This window comes from Metabacillus herbersteinensis (assembly GCF_042433335.1).
Lineage (GTDB): Bacteria > Bacillota > Bacilli > Bacillales > Bacillaceae > Metabacillus > Metabacillus herbersteinensis.
On record NZ_JBHLVO010000019.1, the window covers coordinates 37,365 to 54,807 of the forward strand.

The following is a 17,443-nucleotide window of genomic DNA, read 5'->3' on the forward strand; positions in this document are numbered from 1 at the left end:
AACCACGTTCCTAAGTGCCAGTAGCTCTCTTCGTTCGAACTGGCTCTAAGAACCTGATAAGTTCAACTAACCATCAGAAAACCACTGATGGAAGTTTCACAAGCCACGTTCCTAAGTGCCAGTAGCTCTCTTCGTTCGAACTGGCTCTAAGAACCTGATAAGTTCAACTAACCATCAGAAAACCACTGATGGAAGTTTCACTAAGGAGGTATATGATTATCGTGACTACTATTAAGGGTATTCTTTTTGACAAAGATGGCACAATTATGTCCTTCCACTCGTTATGGATCAACATCGCAATCGATTTGGTAACAGACTTATGCGAGAAAATGGAGACACCTTATCTAAAAAGGCGGTTATTAGCTGAAATTGGAATTATTGATCATAGGATTATGCCAGATAGTATTTTGGCAGCAGGTACAACAAAAGACATGACATTAGCGTTTCAGGCGATTTTTAATCAAGAAAATAAACGCATTGATGAACATGTAATTTGGATCGAGGAACAGCTTTACCTATTAATGCACAAGCATGTATCTAAAATTGAACCTACTACAGATGTAGTAAGTCTTTTTACAAGTTTAAAAAACAAAGGAATAAAATTGGGAATAGCTACCGCTGACGACCAATTGTCAACGTCCCTTTGTTTAAAACAGCTAAATGCACATCATTTTTTTGATTTTGTCGGCACATCTGACATCTATAAAAAGAAACCGGATCCTCACATTTTTCAGCAGTTCTGTAACAAAACACAACTAACACCAGAGGAAGTTGTGGTGGTAGGGGATAACATTACAGACTTGGTATTCGCGCTAAATGCTCATGCACGATATGGGATTGGCGTATTGAGTGGAACCAGTCAAAAAAAGGATTTAGAACCTTATGCACATTTCATTATTCCCACGATTCAAGATATCATCAAGCCTAATGGGTTATTGTTATGGGAGACTGAAAGCCCAATTGATCAAGCAACTTGTTCAGATGCATCGTAACACCATCCAATATTCGGGTGGTGTTTCTTATTCAATTGGAGGTCAACATATCTGTATTCATGGCTATTTTAAATCGTACAATTATTTTAGAAGTAGCATAGTTCTAGGGCAACCTATGTTTTTGTATTGTAAGAGCTAGACAAAACCATTAAAAAGAAAAAAAGAGATAGAAACCATCCTATCTCTTTTCCCCATAGCTTATCCAACTTTCGATTCTTCTTTTTTCGCAAGTTTTACGTTATCATTTTCGCTACTTTTTTTGTCCTCATGATCAGACGACAGTAAATCCTTCGTAGCAAATTTAAACTCTTTTAACGTATTACCGAAGGCTTTTCCGATTTCCGGAAGCTTTGATGGTCCGAAAATAATTAACGCGATGATGAGAAGTAGGATTAATCCAGGTATTCCAATGTTAGTAAATGGCATTTCATTACACTCCTTTTAGCATTTTATAGTGATTATTCAGCCTTACTTCCAACTGTAATTGTTGATGAAGCGACAGCATCATATCCACTGCCATAGAAGTAAACAAATTTATAGGTTGAACCTTCTTTGTATCGATCGGGATATTTATTATCCTTAGGATTAAAAGTAACCTTAAACGTACCATTATCTACTTCTGTGTACATCCACCAAATAGCACCTGGACCTCCTGGCTCTTCATTTACTTCATATAATCCGATCCAGTCACTTTGAGGAACTCTAGCATTTTCTACGATCACTTCTACAGTATCCTCTACTCCATTTAATGTATCTTTCGATAAAATGATGGATACATCCTTCACAACACCTTGGAGAGTTTTGCCTGTTGCTTTTAATGCATTCTTACTTTCATTTTCATATGCATCAAGGGCTTGTACTTCAATCTCATAGTTTGTATTTGGGTTTAATCCATCAAGATTTAAAACTAACGGATTTGGAACAGGATCTCGATAGAATTCTGAGAAAGCAAGGAATTCCTTCTCTACCTTCCCTGTTCCTAGGTTTCTTGCTAAGATTTTATAATCGTGTAAAAGAAGATCATCTTTAGCCTGTGTTAATGAGATAGCGAAACCAGTGATCGTTGCCCCAACGATCGTAAGCTTTGCATCCTTTGTGAAGAAAGGAGCCTTTTTGTCGCTTCTTTTTTCGGTATAAATAAACGTATCCTTGTTAGCAGGAGAGCTGATTACAAACGGGTCACCCGTCCATTCATTGTTGTGAACATCACGACGTTTAATCATGACTTTGTTGTTATATACCTCTACAACTAGGGCTTGATTAAGAATATCCGCGCCATCAGGTACTTCCCCTTGAATTCTTCCAGCATCAAGCCATAGATAGGATACTGAAGCAGTTCCAATCGTTGTAAAATCCTTTTGATGGATGATTTTAGGATCATCTAGCGGATAATGGGTATGACCAGAGAACGTGATAGCTTGTGGAAATTCCTTCAATGTATTGTAAAAAAGATCTCGATTCTCAGAGAAGCCCCACTCACTTCCATAAACGGTATCTTTAATCGGCTGATGATGGAAGACAAAAATTGGTTTTTTTCGATCATCAGCGCTTGCTTGCTTTAATTTTTCACCTAGCCATTTAATTTGTTTTGTTGAAAAAGTTCCCTCTGTTCTACCGTCTTCAGTACCCAGAACAATAAAATGATAGCCTTTTATCACCTTGTGGTAGTAAATGGAACTCATGCCTGTTTTCTCTAGAAAACGTTTTTGAGCATCTGCTACAGATAGGCCATTCCAGTAATCGTGATTTCCAATGGCCATCATAGAAACTGCACGAGATTGTTTTCCTGCATTATAGACAGACATAAATCGATCGTATTCTTCTGTAAATCCATAATCAGTTAAATCTCCGACAATAACGAAAGCATCCTGCTTAGGGACAACTTCATTCAACTGATGAAGTGTATTACTAAACTTTTGTATATCCTTCGTTCCAGTCTTTTTAATATGTACATCACTAATGACAGGAAACACAAGATCTGGTTTACGATGATTACCAGATTTATTATCATCGTCAGCAAAAACCGTTAAGCTGTCCATTGGATTTACTAAGGCCATTCCTAGAGAAAGCCCTGCAACCTTTGTCGTTCCCTCTAAAAACTTCCTCCTCGTATATTTCTTCTTTTCTTTTGACTCAACTTGTTTATCTTGAATTTCAAATTCATTCTTCATTTTTTTATCTCCTATCTATGAATAGAATTGATAAGCTAAAGCTCTTGAATATGAGAATCTACATTACTAGTGATTTTAATTGGTCATATATGATCAATCTAAGATTACTTTTTTAGGGACATCACCTCCCTAAATCAATGTCGATTGATTCTTACCATGCCTATTTTTGAAGAGACATATCTTGGTCTAACTTGGACTGTTCAAGTCTTTTACGATAAACATAGGCTGATAAACTAATACTCACCTCATAGATAAAAATGAGAGGAACTAGAACTAGAATGTCAGACACGAGATCAGGTGGTGTAATGAGAACAGACGTTACAGTTATGCAGAAATAGGCCAGCTTCCTGCTTTTCCTCAATGTTCGAGGATTTAATAATCCAATGGCTGTTAAAAATAAAATCACAACAGGCAGCTCGAAAAGTAGGCCGAACGGAACGGTTAAGCTAATTAAAAAACTAAAGTATTTTTCTGATGTATAAAATTGCTGAAACCCATCACTTGCTAGTCCTTCCATGAAAGAAAGGACAATTGGAAACACCAAGAAGTAACCAAAGGAGATACCTAAAATAAATAACAGAAAAAGTGACGGAATCAGCATAAAGGTTGCTTTTCTTTCATTTTCCTTTAGAGCTGGCAGTACAAATTTCCAAGCTTGATAGGCTGCAATCGGTATGGTAAATGCTAGAGAAAAAACAGCCGAAATTTGAAAGTAAATCCAAAAAACATCACCAGGTCCTAATAATGCAAGCTTTACATCCAAATCACTTACAAGCCATTGATAGATCGATTCGACATACGCAAGTGCAATTGCGAAGAATAGTAAGAAAACACCAAGAACAATCATTAGTCGTCTTCTTAGCTCACTTAAATGTGCAATTAATTCCAGTTCATTATCTTTCAAGCTACTTCACCTCTAACTGTAACTTCATAGATTCCAAGGCTTGTATTCATTTACAAGCCAACAATTTCAGTGTAAATATACTTTATTTAGTGTCCTTATCTGTTTCTTTGTCTGATGCCATAAGATCCTTTGTTGCATTTTTAAATTCCTTTAAAGTACTTCCAGCAGCTCTCCCAAGCTCAGGAAGCTTAGATGGTCCAAAAATGATTAAAGCTAGAATGATGATTAAAATTAATCCAGGAATACCGATGTTTCCGAAAGGCATATTTTCTCCTCCTAATTTAAATGGTTTTAACGATTGTGGTGCAAGAAAACGACTAACTACCTTCATTCTAACGAGTCATTGTGGATTTTGTGTAAATTTAATATGAATAAAACATTAATTTTCAACTAAATACAACTAAACAAACATTTATACACAAAAGACCACAATGAGTGACAAGCCGTTTTATATTATTGTTTGTAATGAATTTTGTTGGTTTTTAAGGAGCAGGAGGAATATCTTGGAGTTGTTTTAAAATGAAAAAGAGACCCGCATATTGCAAGGTCTCTGTTACTAAAATTTATTCATTTACAAGAGCATTAACCACTTCATCAATGGTTCTCTCGTTAGCGAGTAGTTCATTAATTGTCCAATTTCTTATTTTCACTTAGTTTAATTCGCGAATGATTAACTCAACAAGTGGATCTCCCTCTTGGAGCCCACAAACTTTACAAATCGTTTCTTCATAGCCCATTTCTTTTACCTTCGATTGTAAGGTAATAGCTTCTTGATCCTCTGGATAGTCATATCTTAATGCCGCAGCTATTCCTTTAGCTAAATTCTCAGGCTGACCTTCTAAGTACTGATAATATTGCTTGGCTGGACTTATTAAACGATCATTCGGTCCTAGCTTACGAATTGGTCCTCTAGCCACTCTTGGTATTTCATCATTAATATGTGGATTTGTGAATCTACTAACAATCTTGTTCACATAGTTCATATGCTCGGTAGAATCGAAGTTGTATTTTTTCACTAATACAGCTCCAGTTTCAGTTAAGGTAGCTCTAACTAATCTTAATACATCTGGATCTTCCATTGCATCTTTAATCGTTTCCAATCCAGCCTGATACCCTGCATAGGCTGCAATCGCATGACCTGTATTCACTGTAAATAGCTTACGCTCGATAAATGGTGTTAAGTCCTCTACAAAGGTTACTCCTTCAATAGTAGGAACTTCTCCGATGATCTTTGAGCGATCCACAACCCACTCATAAAACGGTTCCACCGATACCATCAGCTTATCTTCATTTGTTTGGTTCGGAACGATACGGTCAACAGCCGCATTTGGAAAAGCAAAACACTGATCAAATTGCTTTTTCTCAGCATCGGATAACTTCTCATAAACCTTTTCTTTTAGAAAAGAACTACCACCAATCATATTTTCACAAGCAATTATATTTAATGGTTGATTTCTTCGCTCAGTTCTCTTTTTTAACCCGTTTGCAATTAGTTCTGAAATAATCCCAAGAATGTTAGGACCGACTGCTGTTGTAACAAGATCCGCCGCAGCAATCGCCTCTAACACTTCTTCTGGATTCTGCAAGCTATTAATCGCTTTTACATTTCTCACAGTTGTTTCTTCACTATTTTCAGCAGCTAGAACAACGCGATATTCTTGCTTCTCATTTAATAGGTCAACGATTTCAGCATTCACATCTACAAAGCATACTTGATAGCCAGCGTCTGATAAGAGACTACCAATAAATCCTCTTCCAATATTCCCTGCTCCAAAATGTACAGCTAACACTTAATTCACCTCATCAAACAAGCTTATGATTTCCGCTGCTGAGCTTGCTTCAACGATTTTTTGAATATTTTCTTCTTCAGAGCAAACAATTGCGATTTGAGAAAGGATTTCTAAATGTTCTCCATCTTTTCCAGCAATGCCAATTAATACTTTTACGATATTGCCATTACCAAAATCAACACCTCTTGGGACTTGGATGATTGAAAGACCTGACGTAATGACTGATTTCTTTGAATCCTCTGTACCATGTGGGATCGCAACAAAATTCCCCATGAATGTTGACGTCAATTTTTCACGTTCAAGCATTTTCTCGATGTACGCTGGTTCCACATATCCTTTATCAACTAGGATTTGGCCGGTACCTCTGATTGCTTCTTCTTTGTCGTTAAAACTTGCATTAAGTACAATATTTTCTTCGGATAAAATCTTCTTTGTCATGTTAATCATTCACTCCTTATTTATTACCTTTGTTTCATAGATTGTTTCTAACTCTGTAGCTAAAATATTTACTAAATCCTGTTCCTGGCCTGACTGAAAATGTTCAATGGATTGGCTATCTCGAATAATTAGCGAACTAATTCCACTTAGGACTTCTAATGTTTCCTCATTAATTTTTTCCGGAGAAAGCATTAGTAGAATCGTATTCATTTCAACAAAAGAATCATCCATGGCTTTTATTGTTAATGGATGATTTAAACGATAGATGGTGAAAGACGGCATAAGGATCTGTGTGCTTCTTGTGTGATATAAGGCGAGCGATGTTCCTGGAATCCCAAGTCCACCTAACTCTTCTCGTTTTAAAAGCTCAGTTAGAACTCCTTGTGTATCACCAACTACATTCTTCCTATGCAATACTGCACACGCATTCTTCAATGCTGTTACTAATGGAACAGAATCTTCTATGCTTGAAAAAGAAAAACCATTTAGGATTTGATAGATTGCAGTTGAGTAGTTTTTGGACTTCTCGATAGTTTGAAGGAAATCACCACTATTAACCTGACGCCTTTTGAATTCGAGCTTTTGCTTTTCTTTACCGGTAAAATGTTTCTTTTCTAAAAGAAACCGTTTAATTTTATTAACTTCCTCATCAGACAATAGAGGACTTACGACCAAATAATCTTCTTTGAAGTTCTTTAATGGAATTGTTGAAATGATAACATCAAATTCTTCTACATCTATCGCAGCAATGTCAAATAGGGAAGCATTAACTGTTTTTAACCCTGGAATTTCTTGCTGCAACTTTGTTGATAGCATTTTTGATGTTCCAATTCCACTTGAGCAAACGACTAATGTTTTTTGTTCCCTTACCTCGTCATTATTTAATAGAGCCGAAGCAAAGTGCATCACCAAGAAGCCTATCTCCTCTTTCGGTACATGTAAATCAGGGAAGATCTCTTTGACTGCTTTTTCTAAAATTAAAAACAGATCCATATAATCATGCTCTATTTTATAAAGTAGCGGATTTGATATGCCCATGTTTTGCCTTATCCGGTACAATGCAGGTCTTAAATGAGCGACTAAGCCTTGAAATAATGATGTATTTGCTTTCAAGTCATAGTTGATTTCAGTGCTAACATAGCGAATTAAGTTTTTGGCTAAAATTCCTACGTGAAGATTCGCATCCTCCAATAAATCATAGTGATCATTACGAAGTTTCGCACCCATCAGGTGCATCGTGATATAGCCAATTTCACCTTGAGATATCTCAATTCGAAAAACTTCCTCTAGCCCTGAAACAATCTTTTCGGCTACTTTGAACTCTTTCGTTTGTTTCAAGCTTATTAAATAGTCCTCATCATAGTTAATGTCTTCCCCTTGCTGAATACGTTCAATAGCTAGTGCTAAGTGAACGACTAACCCAATATATGCACTATCCGCAATAGAATAGGGAAGATCCCTCTTAATCTCGTCAATTTGCTTCTCAATAATAAGAAGCTTTTGTTTATCAACGAGTCCCAGTAGTCGATCCGTAATCGTATCGACAGTTTGAACAGACCTTTTTTGAATGTTTTCTTTAATACTGGAGATAAACTCGAATTCATCCAGATTATCTACGATCAGTTTGCTCATCGCTTTTCTTTTCGCAGATTCAGAACCGTTGATTTCAACTCCGTAGCCGCGTTTTCTTAATAAGTTTAGGCTAAATGGCTCGATCCGTTCTTCGACTTTATTCAAGTCATGACTAACGGTCGCAATTGTCACATTTAGATCATTGGCCAACGACACTAATTTCACAGGCTCGGCAGTAACAAGCAACGCTGATAAAATAATCGTTTGGCGCTCTTCAGGAGTATATTCATTGTGAGATAGATTAAATAAGTACAGCTTCAATCTTTCTTTTACTTCATCATCACCAATTACTTGGATACCAATTCCGGATTTCCTTTGGAGTCCAAGGCCATGCTCGATTACAATTTCTTCTACCCCTTTTAAATCACGATGAATCGTCCGGGGACTTACATCTAATTCTATCGCTATATCTTTTACCGTCGTTTCTTCCCTGTTGTTCAATAAGAGCTCGAGTATCTTTCTTTCCCTTGCTGAAATATACATACGATTCACTCCATGATTATGGCAAACATCATGACATATTATGAGCAAAGCTACTCACATATATGAAATATTCTTGCTTTCCTTTATTATGATAGAGTGTTTTAATCTCTATCTCAATATTTGATTGATACATTTTCGTCATGAGGATTGTTGCCATAATTAAATTGATTTAGCTTTGAATTAATAGACTAAAACAAGGGATTGTCCAAAAAAATCAGTGAAAGCTGACTTTACGACAGCCGATTTTTGGGTTCAAAAAGAATGGTGATTTTCTTTTTGAACCTGGACCGTTCCTTTCCGCTCCAAGCACTTGCTTTCCGCGGGGAGGAAGTCGAGCCTCCTCGGCTACGCCTCCGGGGTCTCGACCTTTCCTCTACGTCCCGCAGGAGTCAAGTTTATCCACTACAATCCACTCTTGGTTTAAATTTAATATAAAAAGTAATAATCCTTACGAAGTGAGCATATCTGAAATAAATAAAAAAAGGAGAAAAAATTCCTCTCCTGCAAAAAAAAAAGCAGGAAGGAAAAATTGAACGGTTTTTCTTCCTGCTTTCATTTTAGGACTTTTTGGACAATCCCTTTTTCAAAATTATGATTTCAAGTCTTCTATTAGCTCATCATATTTTGGACTGTTTAAGAAGTTTTCAACAGAAATATGATGTGCAGTCGGAAGCTTTTCTTTTGCACGTGATGTTAAATCTTTGTGGGTAATAACGACATCAGCATCATTTGGAATATTATTGATTGATGTATTGGTAATATCAATTTCTAAACCAGCTTTTTTCGCTTTATTCTTCATGATAGACGATCCCATTGCACTAGAACCCATTCCTGCGTCACAAGCAAAAATAATTTTGTTTACGTCCTTCGCATTAAAAACTTTCTCTTCAACTGTTTTTGTCGCATTAAATGATTCGGTAACTGAGCTTTTCTTACCTTTCATTTCTTCCATTTTTGCAGTTGCATCGGAAATATCCTCTTCTTCTTCTTTTTTGTTTGTTTTAAGAATAAGAGAAGCTACTGCAAAAGAAACTGCTGATGCTACAAGAACCCCTAGTAATACGCCTAAGTGGTTTCCGCCTTTAGGTGTCATTGCCATAAGAGCAAATATACTACCTGGTGATGGTGGGGCAACTAACCCTACATTGAATAATGTGAAAGTGAAGACACCACTAATTCCACCTGCAATTGCCGCTAAAATAAGTAATGGCTTCATCAAGATGTACGGGAAGTAAATCTCATGAATTCCACCAAAGAAGTGAATGATTGCCGCTCCTGGTGATGTTTGCTTTGCTGTACCTTTTCCGAAAACCATAAACGCTAATAAAATACCTAGACCAGGTCCTGGGTTTGATTCAAGTAAGAATAGAATAGACTTACCTGTTTCAGCTGCTTGCTCTGTCCCGAGTGGACTTAAAATACCATGGTTAAGTGCATTGTTTAAGAATAAGACCTTTGCTGGTTCAATAAAGACACTTGTTAAAGGAAGTAACCCGGCATTAACAATCGCCTCAACTCCAGCCGCTAGCACATTATTTAAACCTTCTACAACTGGACCAATTCCCCAGAATGCAACAATTGTTAATATACCTGCTAAAATTCCTGCTGAGAAGTTATTAACTAACATCTCAAAGCCTTGCTTCACTTTCGGTTGGATAAATTGGTCAATCTTTTTAATTAACCAACCACCAAGAGGTCCCATAATCATTGCGCCTAGGAACATCGGGATATCAGAACCAACGATAACCCCCATTGTTGCCGTAGCACCAACAACTCCACCACGTCCATCGTAAATCATCTTACCACCTGTATAACCAATTAATAGTGGAAGTAAATACGTAATCATTGGTCCCACAAGCTGAGCTAAGTCTTCATTTGGAAACCAACCAGTCGGAATGAATAACGCAGTAATAATCCCCCATGCAATAAAGGCTCCGATATTAGGCATAATCATGCCACTTAAATAACTACCAAAACGCTGGATCTTAACGCGGAAATCTGGTTTCGATCCCTCTGTTGAATTTGACATCTATATATGCTCCTTTCAAATAAAAAGTGTAAGTTTAATATTGTCTGTTTTACACTTTTTATGATACGACGTAAATAAAGCGGTTTCAATTTAAAGAAAAGGCTATTTTGTCATTTGCATTGTTGTCATAATTATAGTGATCGTTGGGACTCCTCGACTCCTGTGGAACAGTGCTGTGAAACAAGACGAATCGGGGAGTGCCAGCGTTCCAAACTTTCAACTCAAATAAAAAATCGTCACCCCATAAATGAGAATGACGATTTAAGAATGATTTCTTTTTAATAGAAAAGGCATCATAAGGAGATGCCTGATAATTACTTTTAAAATACATCCTAGACGCTGTTATGTATCTACTGGAAAAAAGCTTCAAAGATGATTTCTTTATTCATATAGTGAAATCATTTTTCCATTCCTTTGTTGAACTTATATATTGAATAGTTGGATCAAAATAAGAACGAATACCCTTTTCCTTTAAAAGTTGTTCGACGGTAAAATGGTTACGTTGTTCTTTATATTTTTCCTGCCATTCAACTTTAATGAGAGTTTCACGAACTGACCCTTTCATATTTGCAAATAACACGGTTACCCCTTTGCCTCGATAGAAATCAATGAGTTCCTCTAAACGTTGAATGGAAACAGTATCAATGTCATTGACACCACTCATTTCAATAATGAACCACTTGGCTGAACTTTTTTTAATTAGTTTATTTATCTTATCCTCTAAATAAGAGATATTAGCAAAATGCAGACTAGAATCTACCCTTAAAATGACAACTTCATTAGATGTTATTGCATCTGGGTAACGACTAATGTCCCGAAACGTGTTTTCTTTTTCAACATAGCCAAGCTGTGTAATATACGGTTCTGCACTTTTTTTGATGAGAAGGACAAGTGTAAAGATAATACCTAAAAGAATTCCCCATTGAATCCCAATAAATAATGTAGTTAAAAATGTAGCAACCCAAATCCATCCTTCAAATCTTTTGACCTTGAACAAATACTTCATTTCGGGAATGTCAATTAATTTATAAACAGCAACCATGATAATGGCAGCCAGTGTTGCATATGGCAGATAGTAAAAAAAAGACGTAAAGAAACTAACCGTTATTAGGACAAGCATTCCTGTAATAATAGCGGTCATTTTTGTCGCTCCACCAGCTTGATGATTGACTGCTGTTCTTGAAAAACTACCGTTCACAGGAAAAGAGGCAAAACAGGATCCAATAATGTTTGCTAATCCTAATGCCTTAAGCTCCTTATTTGGATGAATATAATACTTTTCTTTCTTAGCTACTGCCTTTCCTATCGACAGAGATTCCATAAATCCTAATAGAGCAATTGTTAAAGCCATTGGTGCCAGCATTTTTACCATTTCCATTGAAAAATCTGGAATTGAGAAATCTGGAAAACCACTTGGAATATGACCTACCACTCGAAGATGATGAGTCTCTAAATGGAAGAAAACAACCGTGAGAATTGAAACAACAACTGCTACAAGGGCTGAAGGCAGTTTAGGCGTCCACTTTTTCATGAGGAGGAGAAGGGCCATACACCCTCCTCCGATTACAAGTGCCAGAACTTGGATGTCGTTCACTTTGTGAAATAACTCAAGGAGAAGGAATTGAACCTGTAAGTAGTTTCCTAGTTCTATTCCAAGCATGTACTTTAACTGGCTAATCCCGATAACAATTGCGGCTGCTGAAGTATAACCACTCATTACAGAATGAGGAATAAATTTTACGATGAAACCGAGTCCAAGTAATCCAAATAACATCTGAATGACACCTACCATTGTCGCAAGAACGATAACCATTGATATATACAAAGAAGATCCAGGCTCTGCATATGGAGACACACCGGAGAAGACAAGCAATGAAGTAATCGCAACTGGTCCAATGGACAAATGTTTAGATGAACCTAAAAAGGCATAGATAAATAGAGGAATCGTGGATGCATATAATCCCATAACGGGAGGAACTCCTGCGAGTATAGCATATGCCATCCCCTGAGGAATAAGCATCACAGCTATTGTAAGTGCGGCAATTACATCACGTTTTATCATCGAACTTGGATAATTCCTTACAAACGCTCTAATCATAACTCCATCCTTTCTATATTTTAAATGGTAATAATTCAAGAAAGGGGCAAATAGACAACTGTTTATACCCACAATATTATATCGCCATTGCCTTTTGGCAAAGATAAAAAGGTATTTTTATAGAGGGTTCTGTATTAAAAAAAGCGGGGAGTAAAATGGATTCCCCGCCTTCCTGTTACTTTATGGTTAGCATCCCCAGTGCATACATCTTTTTTAATTCTGTTTTATTAATCTTTCCGATTGGTGTAAGCGGGAGTGTATCTTGAATATAGACGATTTTAGGCACCATATACTTTGAAGTATTTTGCTTGCAAAACTGGATGATCTCCTCTTCTGTACAGCTGAAACCTTCTTTTGTGGTTACAATTACACAGACTGCTTCACCCCAATCCTTATGAGGAACTCCAATGCACGCGCTTAAGGCAACAGCCGGGTGTTGATTTACCGTACGCTCTACTTCTGAGGAATATACGTTCATCCCACCCGAAATAATCATATCCTTCTTCCTGTCCATGATATACAGGTAACCACTTTCATCCCGCATGCCGATATCCCCGGTATAGAACCAGCCATCACGGATTGCTCCTTTAGTAAGCTCAGGTCTTTGATAATATCCCACCATCATGGCTGGTGATTTTACGATAATCTCTCCAAGCTCCAACGGGCCCACTTCATTTCCTTTATCGCCAATAAGTCGAACTTCGGTCAAAAGGCATGGTTTCCCACAGCTTTTCAAGACTTCTGGCTTGTTGTGGTAGGCCCAAACATGTGCGCTTTTGGATAGCCTGGAAATGACTATATTGCATTCTGTCATGCCGTACTGCTGTCGCATTATTGGTCCGAACAATTCGAAAGCCTCTTTAAGGCGCTCTTGAGAAATAGGTGAAGCTCCGTAATATATATTACGCATGGAGCTTACATCATAATTTACCGTCTTTGCCAAATCGAGTAGTCTGTACAGCATGGTTGGTACCATGAAAGTGGTTGTGATCTTATGTTCCTTTATTGCATGCATGAAATGTTTGGTTTGGAATGAAGGCATAATATAAATATGAACCCCCGAAATAAGGGCTCTCCAAAGGAGGGAACCTCCCGAATGCACGAGTGGAGTACTTAGCAATACACGGTCCCGGTCGTCAAGCGGGTCTTCAATGGCGGCAGAGAGCATAGCGGCGCCCAATCCTTCCTGAGAATGAATGACGCCTTTAGGAGTACCCGTTGTTCCTCCAGTGTAGGAAAGAAGGGCGATATCATCCGCTGAAGCTGTTGGAAACACCAAATCCATTGATTCTACCGGCCATTGGAAAAGCTCAAACCTATTTGGGAAGTGGACACCAAATCCAGGAAGGCCGATGATCCTGACATCATGATCTATTGATCCTTCCAGATAATCTAGGACTGTGTCTATATGGGTATGTGTTGCAATGATTACGACTTTTGGTTTTGACTCCTTTAAAATAAAATCAACTTCTCGTGTTCCCAGCTTATCACTTAATGGGACTAACGTTGCTCCACATTGCTGGATAGCTAAACCAAACATTACACCCTCAAGGCTGTTTGGTATAAGAGTAGCAATGTGGCTACCTCTTCCTACTCCCAACCAGCGCAAATAACAGGATATGAGTCTTGTTTTGACCAATAACTCCTTATATGTCATTGTTTTCTCATCTGGCAGCAACGTAACGGCTGGCAAGTCTCCGAATCTATTCATTCCTTTAAGTATTAATGACTGAAATGTCGTACTTTGCATAATAGGTTGTTCCTCCCGTCATATCTTTTTCGCCGTTTCCTGTCTTAAATTTGCAAATCCGGAACACTAGTTATTAAGGGGTTGCAGATTTTACACTGTGTTTCTAAAGAATTCTTAATCAGGAAAATCAACGCATCATCAACCTTATGAAAGCATTCCTATTATACGTCGATGAACTATAGGGCTGAAAACATGATTTAATACTTCCTTCTTTTTTAAAACCATTATTAGAGACTTGTTCCTTTCAACAATTCCTTTGCAATAGTATTTTTTTGAATTTCCGAGGTACCACTAAGGATCCGGTACATTCGGGCACTTCTATACATTTTTTCTACTGGATGCCCTTTTTCCAATCCCTTGGAACCGAAGATTTGTATTGCCTTATCGGCCACGGTGCTGGTTACTTCGGAGGCGAATAACTTAGCCATCGAGGCCCCTGCCCGGTCTTCCTCTCCACGATCAATCTTACTTATCACATCATAGACCATACACCTTGCCGCATAGACTTCCGTAGCCATTTCCGCCAGCATATGCTGGATTGCCTGAAAGTCACCAATAGGCCGGCCAAATTGAATCCTCGTTTTAGCCTGCTCAACAGATAAATCCAGGAGGCGTTTAGCCATCCCTATAAATCCTGCAGCATGGGACGCACGATTCGTGCTGATTCTTTTCAATCCCAGCAGTAATCCTTTTCCAGGTTCCCCGATAATATTTGTTGCCGGTACTCGGCATTTATTAAAGATTAATTCAGCGTGAATTCGTTCTCCTGATATAGGGACTTGAATTTTGCCTAGTTCGAAACCAGGCTTTTTCTGCGTTTTTTTATCTACTAGAAATGCGGTGATTCTCTTTTTCTCTCCATCTAGTACTTCCTTGGCTATGACAATAGCAAAATCCGCATAAGGGGCAGCACTAATAAAATGCTTTTTCCCATTTAATATATAATCATCCCCATCTCTTACAGCGGTTGTTTCGATTGCAAAAGCATCGGAGCCAGCATTCGGTTCGGTAAGCGCAAAACAGCAGCTTGACTCTCCAGAAATGACCGAAATCACATATTTTTTTATTTGCTCATGGGTGAAACTTTCCAGCATTTGTCCAATTCTCAGCGGTCCTCCGATTTCCCCGATTACCTGTCCCCATAAAACAGCTCCTGAGCGAGCTAAATCTTCCTTAAATATGCATAATCCTTTTAAACTGATATCCTGACCTCCATATTTTATGGGTAGGTTAATTCCATAAAAACCCAATTCCCTGGACCGTTTTCTTACCCATCTAATCGCTTCCATCGGAATATCTTCTTCGGCATTCAATCCGTGCTCCTCTTCATATGGAAGCAATTCATTTTGAATGAAATCTTGCAATTTTTCTCGAAGTTTCTTGAGATCCTCTTCTAGCTTAATGACCATAGGATTTCCTTCTTTCCTGTAAACTTTTGTAACTTTATTTAATTGCAAATACCAGGATTGTTGTATACACCCTTACTGAAAAAGGGCAATAAACTCCTTACATAGAGTTGAATCTCCTTCAATTTGGAGTTCTCCCCTTTTAATGACTTCCTCGCATTCCCTTGCTCCTATAATGATATCTTTCCAAATCTTTTCTTCCGTGCTGATTGTCAGTTCTGGGTCTTGTTCCGCTCCTTCACGGATTTCTGCAATCCCCTTTCTAATGACAATTCTAAAGTCTAAAACTTTATCCTTAATATAAACGTTTACAGAATATGTTTTATCTTTACAATGCTCAGGGTTGAGTAAGATCGTCATATTTGCAAAGAAACTGTCAAGCGGCATAGCATGTGCATAGGCTATCCTTGTCTTTAACGGTTTTTTGTCCGGATAATGAAAGTATTCTTTCAACTCATTTGCCTGTGAAAGATAGTACGAACGATTATTCGAATTGTAGGATCTTAAACCTAATTCAGTTAATGCTTCTATTTTTATTTTTTTTACATAATAGCTGCCAGGCAACAATGCTAATAACAAATCCGAAAGTTCTGCTGCCCATTGATATTCTTCATTTCCTAAAGCTCTTATTGCTTCTTCAATTAAAACATCTGTTCCTCCAGCAAGTTGCTCGATTTTTCCGGCAAAAATTTTCGGAGAAAGCCTTTCTAAATTGGTAGCGTTCCCATCGAACCAGCCCAAGTATCCGTGATAGATGGCTCGAACAGATTGTGATACGCTTCCATAAAGTTCCCTTAGCTCACTACAATACCGTAAATGATTTGGAAGAGATATTTCTTCCACCAGCTGTTCAACAGATTTTCCTTTATTCATGCCACGAACTGTACTGTCATGCACAAACTGAATAGCATCTCTGTACATTGTCAAAAGTTCACTTATTTGTTCAGAACCAAAGACCGGTTCTGTGTGACCAAGAACTAAATACTCTGCTTGAAGGTCGCGCATTTTATCTAATGACTGAACCCACTGCAGAACAGGCCGTGGCGTTGTTCCCCTTATGGTATATAGATTCGGAAAGGCAGGATAATAATTATCTGCGCCCAGCAATACTTTCTGTCCCGGAATCCAAATAAAAATTTGATCATCCGTCTCTCCAGGTGCCGATACTAGCTGTAACGTTACTTCCCCAATGGTTAATACCAAAGAATCTTCAAAAACCTGTGTCGGGAACACCAATTTGGGGTTATTCCGGTTAACCCGCAAAGACGGACCTAATCCGCTGCAAGGAGTATGATCAGGTGGCAGGAACACTCCAAATTGTCTGGCCCCGCGTATATCTAGTATGCTTTTAAGCTGGTTAAACTGTGTATGAAAAAATTCAACTGTTTTGAAATTCGAATAAATTTCTGTCTGTTCATCCATAAATACGGATGCCCCGTTCACATGGTCTGCATGTCCATGAGTATAAATGATTGCGATTGTTGGCAAGGGGGAAATTTTATCAAACTCAGCTTTAATCTCAGCTGCTGAGTCAATGCTTTCTGTCGTGTCGACAATGATATTTCCTTTTTTAGTTACAATTAGAGTTGAATTTGCTAAACCGTATCCTACAGCGCAGTATATATTTTCCGTAACTTTTTCAACCCCTTTTTTAAACCTCTTCGTATGTTCTTTTAAATAAGCCAATGCCTTCTCTTTTTCATCTTTTACTGTGTTTTGTGGCAAAATAATAACCCTCTCCTATTCTCTA

13 protein-coding genes are annotated in these 17,443 nt (G+C 37.9%); 1 reads left to right on the plus strand and 12 read right to left on the minus strand.

Annotated features, from left to right (window positions below; all coding sequences use genetic code 11):
* The first annotated feature begins 221 nt into the window (after positions 1 to 221).
* Entirely contained in the window at positions 222 to 992 is a 771-nt protein-coding gene (locus ACFFIX_RS18280; RefSeq protein WP_378936536.1) for an HAD family hydrolase, read from the plus strand.
* A gap of 198 nt (positions 993 to 1,190) precedes the next feature.
* Here the strand turns inward: ACFFIX_RS18280 and tatA (ACFFIX_RS18285) are convergent, their stop codons facing one another.
* The 12 genes from tatA (ACFFIX_RS18285) to ACFFIX_RS18340 form a co-directional block, all read right to left on the minus strand.
* Entirely contained in the window at positions 1,191 to 1,418 is a 228-nt protein-coding gene (gene tatA, locus ACFFIX_RS18285; protein ID WP_378936538.1) for a twin-arginine translocase TatA/TatE family subunit, read from the minus strand.
* 32 nt (positions 1,419 to 1,450) lie between these two features.
* Positions 1,451 to 3,163 carry a metallophosphoesterase family protein gene (locus tag ACFFIX_RS18290; RefSeq protein WP_378936540.1) on the minus strand — a complete coding sequence of 571 codons (1,713 nt, stop codon included), beginning with the start codon at positions 3,161 to 3,163 and terminating at the stop codon, positions 1,451 to 1,453.
* Positions 3,164 to 3,323: 160 nt separating this feature from the next.
* Complete coding sequence (gene tatC, locus ACFFIX_RS18295) at positions 3,324 to 4,067, minus strand: twin-arginine translocase subunit TatC (protein ID WP_378936542.1); 744 nt, start codon at positions 4,065 to 4,067, stop codon at positions 3,324 to 3,326.
* A gap of 82 nt (positions 4,068 to 4,149) precedes the next feature.
* Positions 4,150 to 4,332 (minus strand): twin-arginine translocase TatA/TatE family subunit, encoded by a 183-nt coding sequence (tatA, locus tag ACFFIX_RS18300; RefSeq protein ID WP_378936544.1) that lies wholly within the window; start codon positions 4,330 to 4,332, stop codon positions 4,150 to 4,152.
* Between the two features lie 385 nt (positions 4,333 to 4,717).
* On the minus strand, positions 4,718 to 5,857 hold the full coding sequence (locus ACFFIX_RS18305; protein WP_378936546.1) for a mannitol-1-phosphate 5-dehydrogenase: 1,140 nt from the start codon (positions 5,855 to 5,857) through the stop codon (positions 4,718 to 4,720).
* Positions 5,858 to 6,295 carry a PTS mannitol transporter subunit IIA gene (locus tag ACFFIX_RS18310; RefSeq protein WP_378936548.1) on the minus strand — a complete coding sequence of 146 codons (438 nt, stop codon included), beginning with the start codon at positions 6,293 to 6,295 and terminating at the stop codon, positions 5,858 to 5,860.
* A gap of 9 nt (positions 6,296 to 6,304) precedes the next feature.
* A complete protein-coding gene (locus ACFFIX_RS18315; protein WP_378936550.1) occupies positions 6,305 to 8,410 on the minus strand; it encodes a BglG family transcription antiterminator in 2,106 nt (701 codons plus the stop codon).
* A gap of 589 nt (positions 8,411 to 8,999) precedes the next feature.
* Positions 9,000 to 10,439 carry a PTS mannitol transporter subunit IIBC gene (locus tag ACFFIX_RS18320; protein WP_378936552.1) on the minus strand — a complete coding sequence of 480 codons (1,440 nt, stop codon included), beginning with the start codon at positions 10,437 to 10,439 and terminating at the stop codon, positions 9,000 to 9,002.
* A 385-nt stretch (positions 10,440 to 10,824) separates the two neighbouring features.
* Entirely contained in the window at positions 10,825 to 12,537 is a 1,713-nt protein-coding gene (locus ACFFIX_RS18325; protein WP_378936554.1) for a SulP family inorganic anion transporter, read from the minus strand.
* Positions 12,538 to 12,712: 175 nt separating this feature from the next.
* Complete coding sequence (locus ACFFIX_RS18330; RefSeq protein WP_378936556.1) at positions 12,713 to 14,287, minus strand: class I adenylate-forming enzyme family protein; 1,575 nt, start codon at positions 14,285 to 14,287, stop codon at positions 12,713 to 12,715.
* Positions 14,288 to 14,514: 227 nt separating this feature from the next.
* A complete protein-coding gene (locus tag ACFFIX_RS18335; RefSeq protein ID WP_378936558.1) occupies positions 14,515 to 15,696 on the minus strand; it encodes an acyl-CoA dehydrogenase family protein in 1,182 nt (393 codons plus the stop codon).
* A gap of 72 nt (positions 15,697 to 15,768) precedes the next feature.
* On the minus strand, positions 15,769 to 17,418 hold the full coding sequence (locus tag ACFFIX_RS18340; RefSeq protein ID WP_378936560.1) for an alkyl sulfatase dimerization domain-containing protein: 1,650 nt from the start codon (positions 17,416 to 17,418) through the stop codon (positions 15,769 to 15,771).
* Positions 17,419 to 17,443 lie beyond the last annotated feature (25 nt).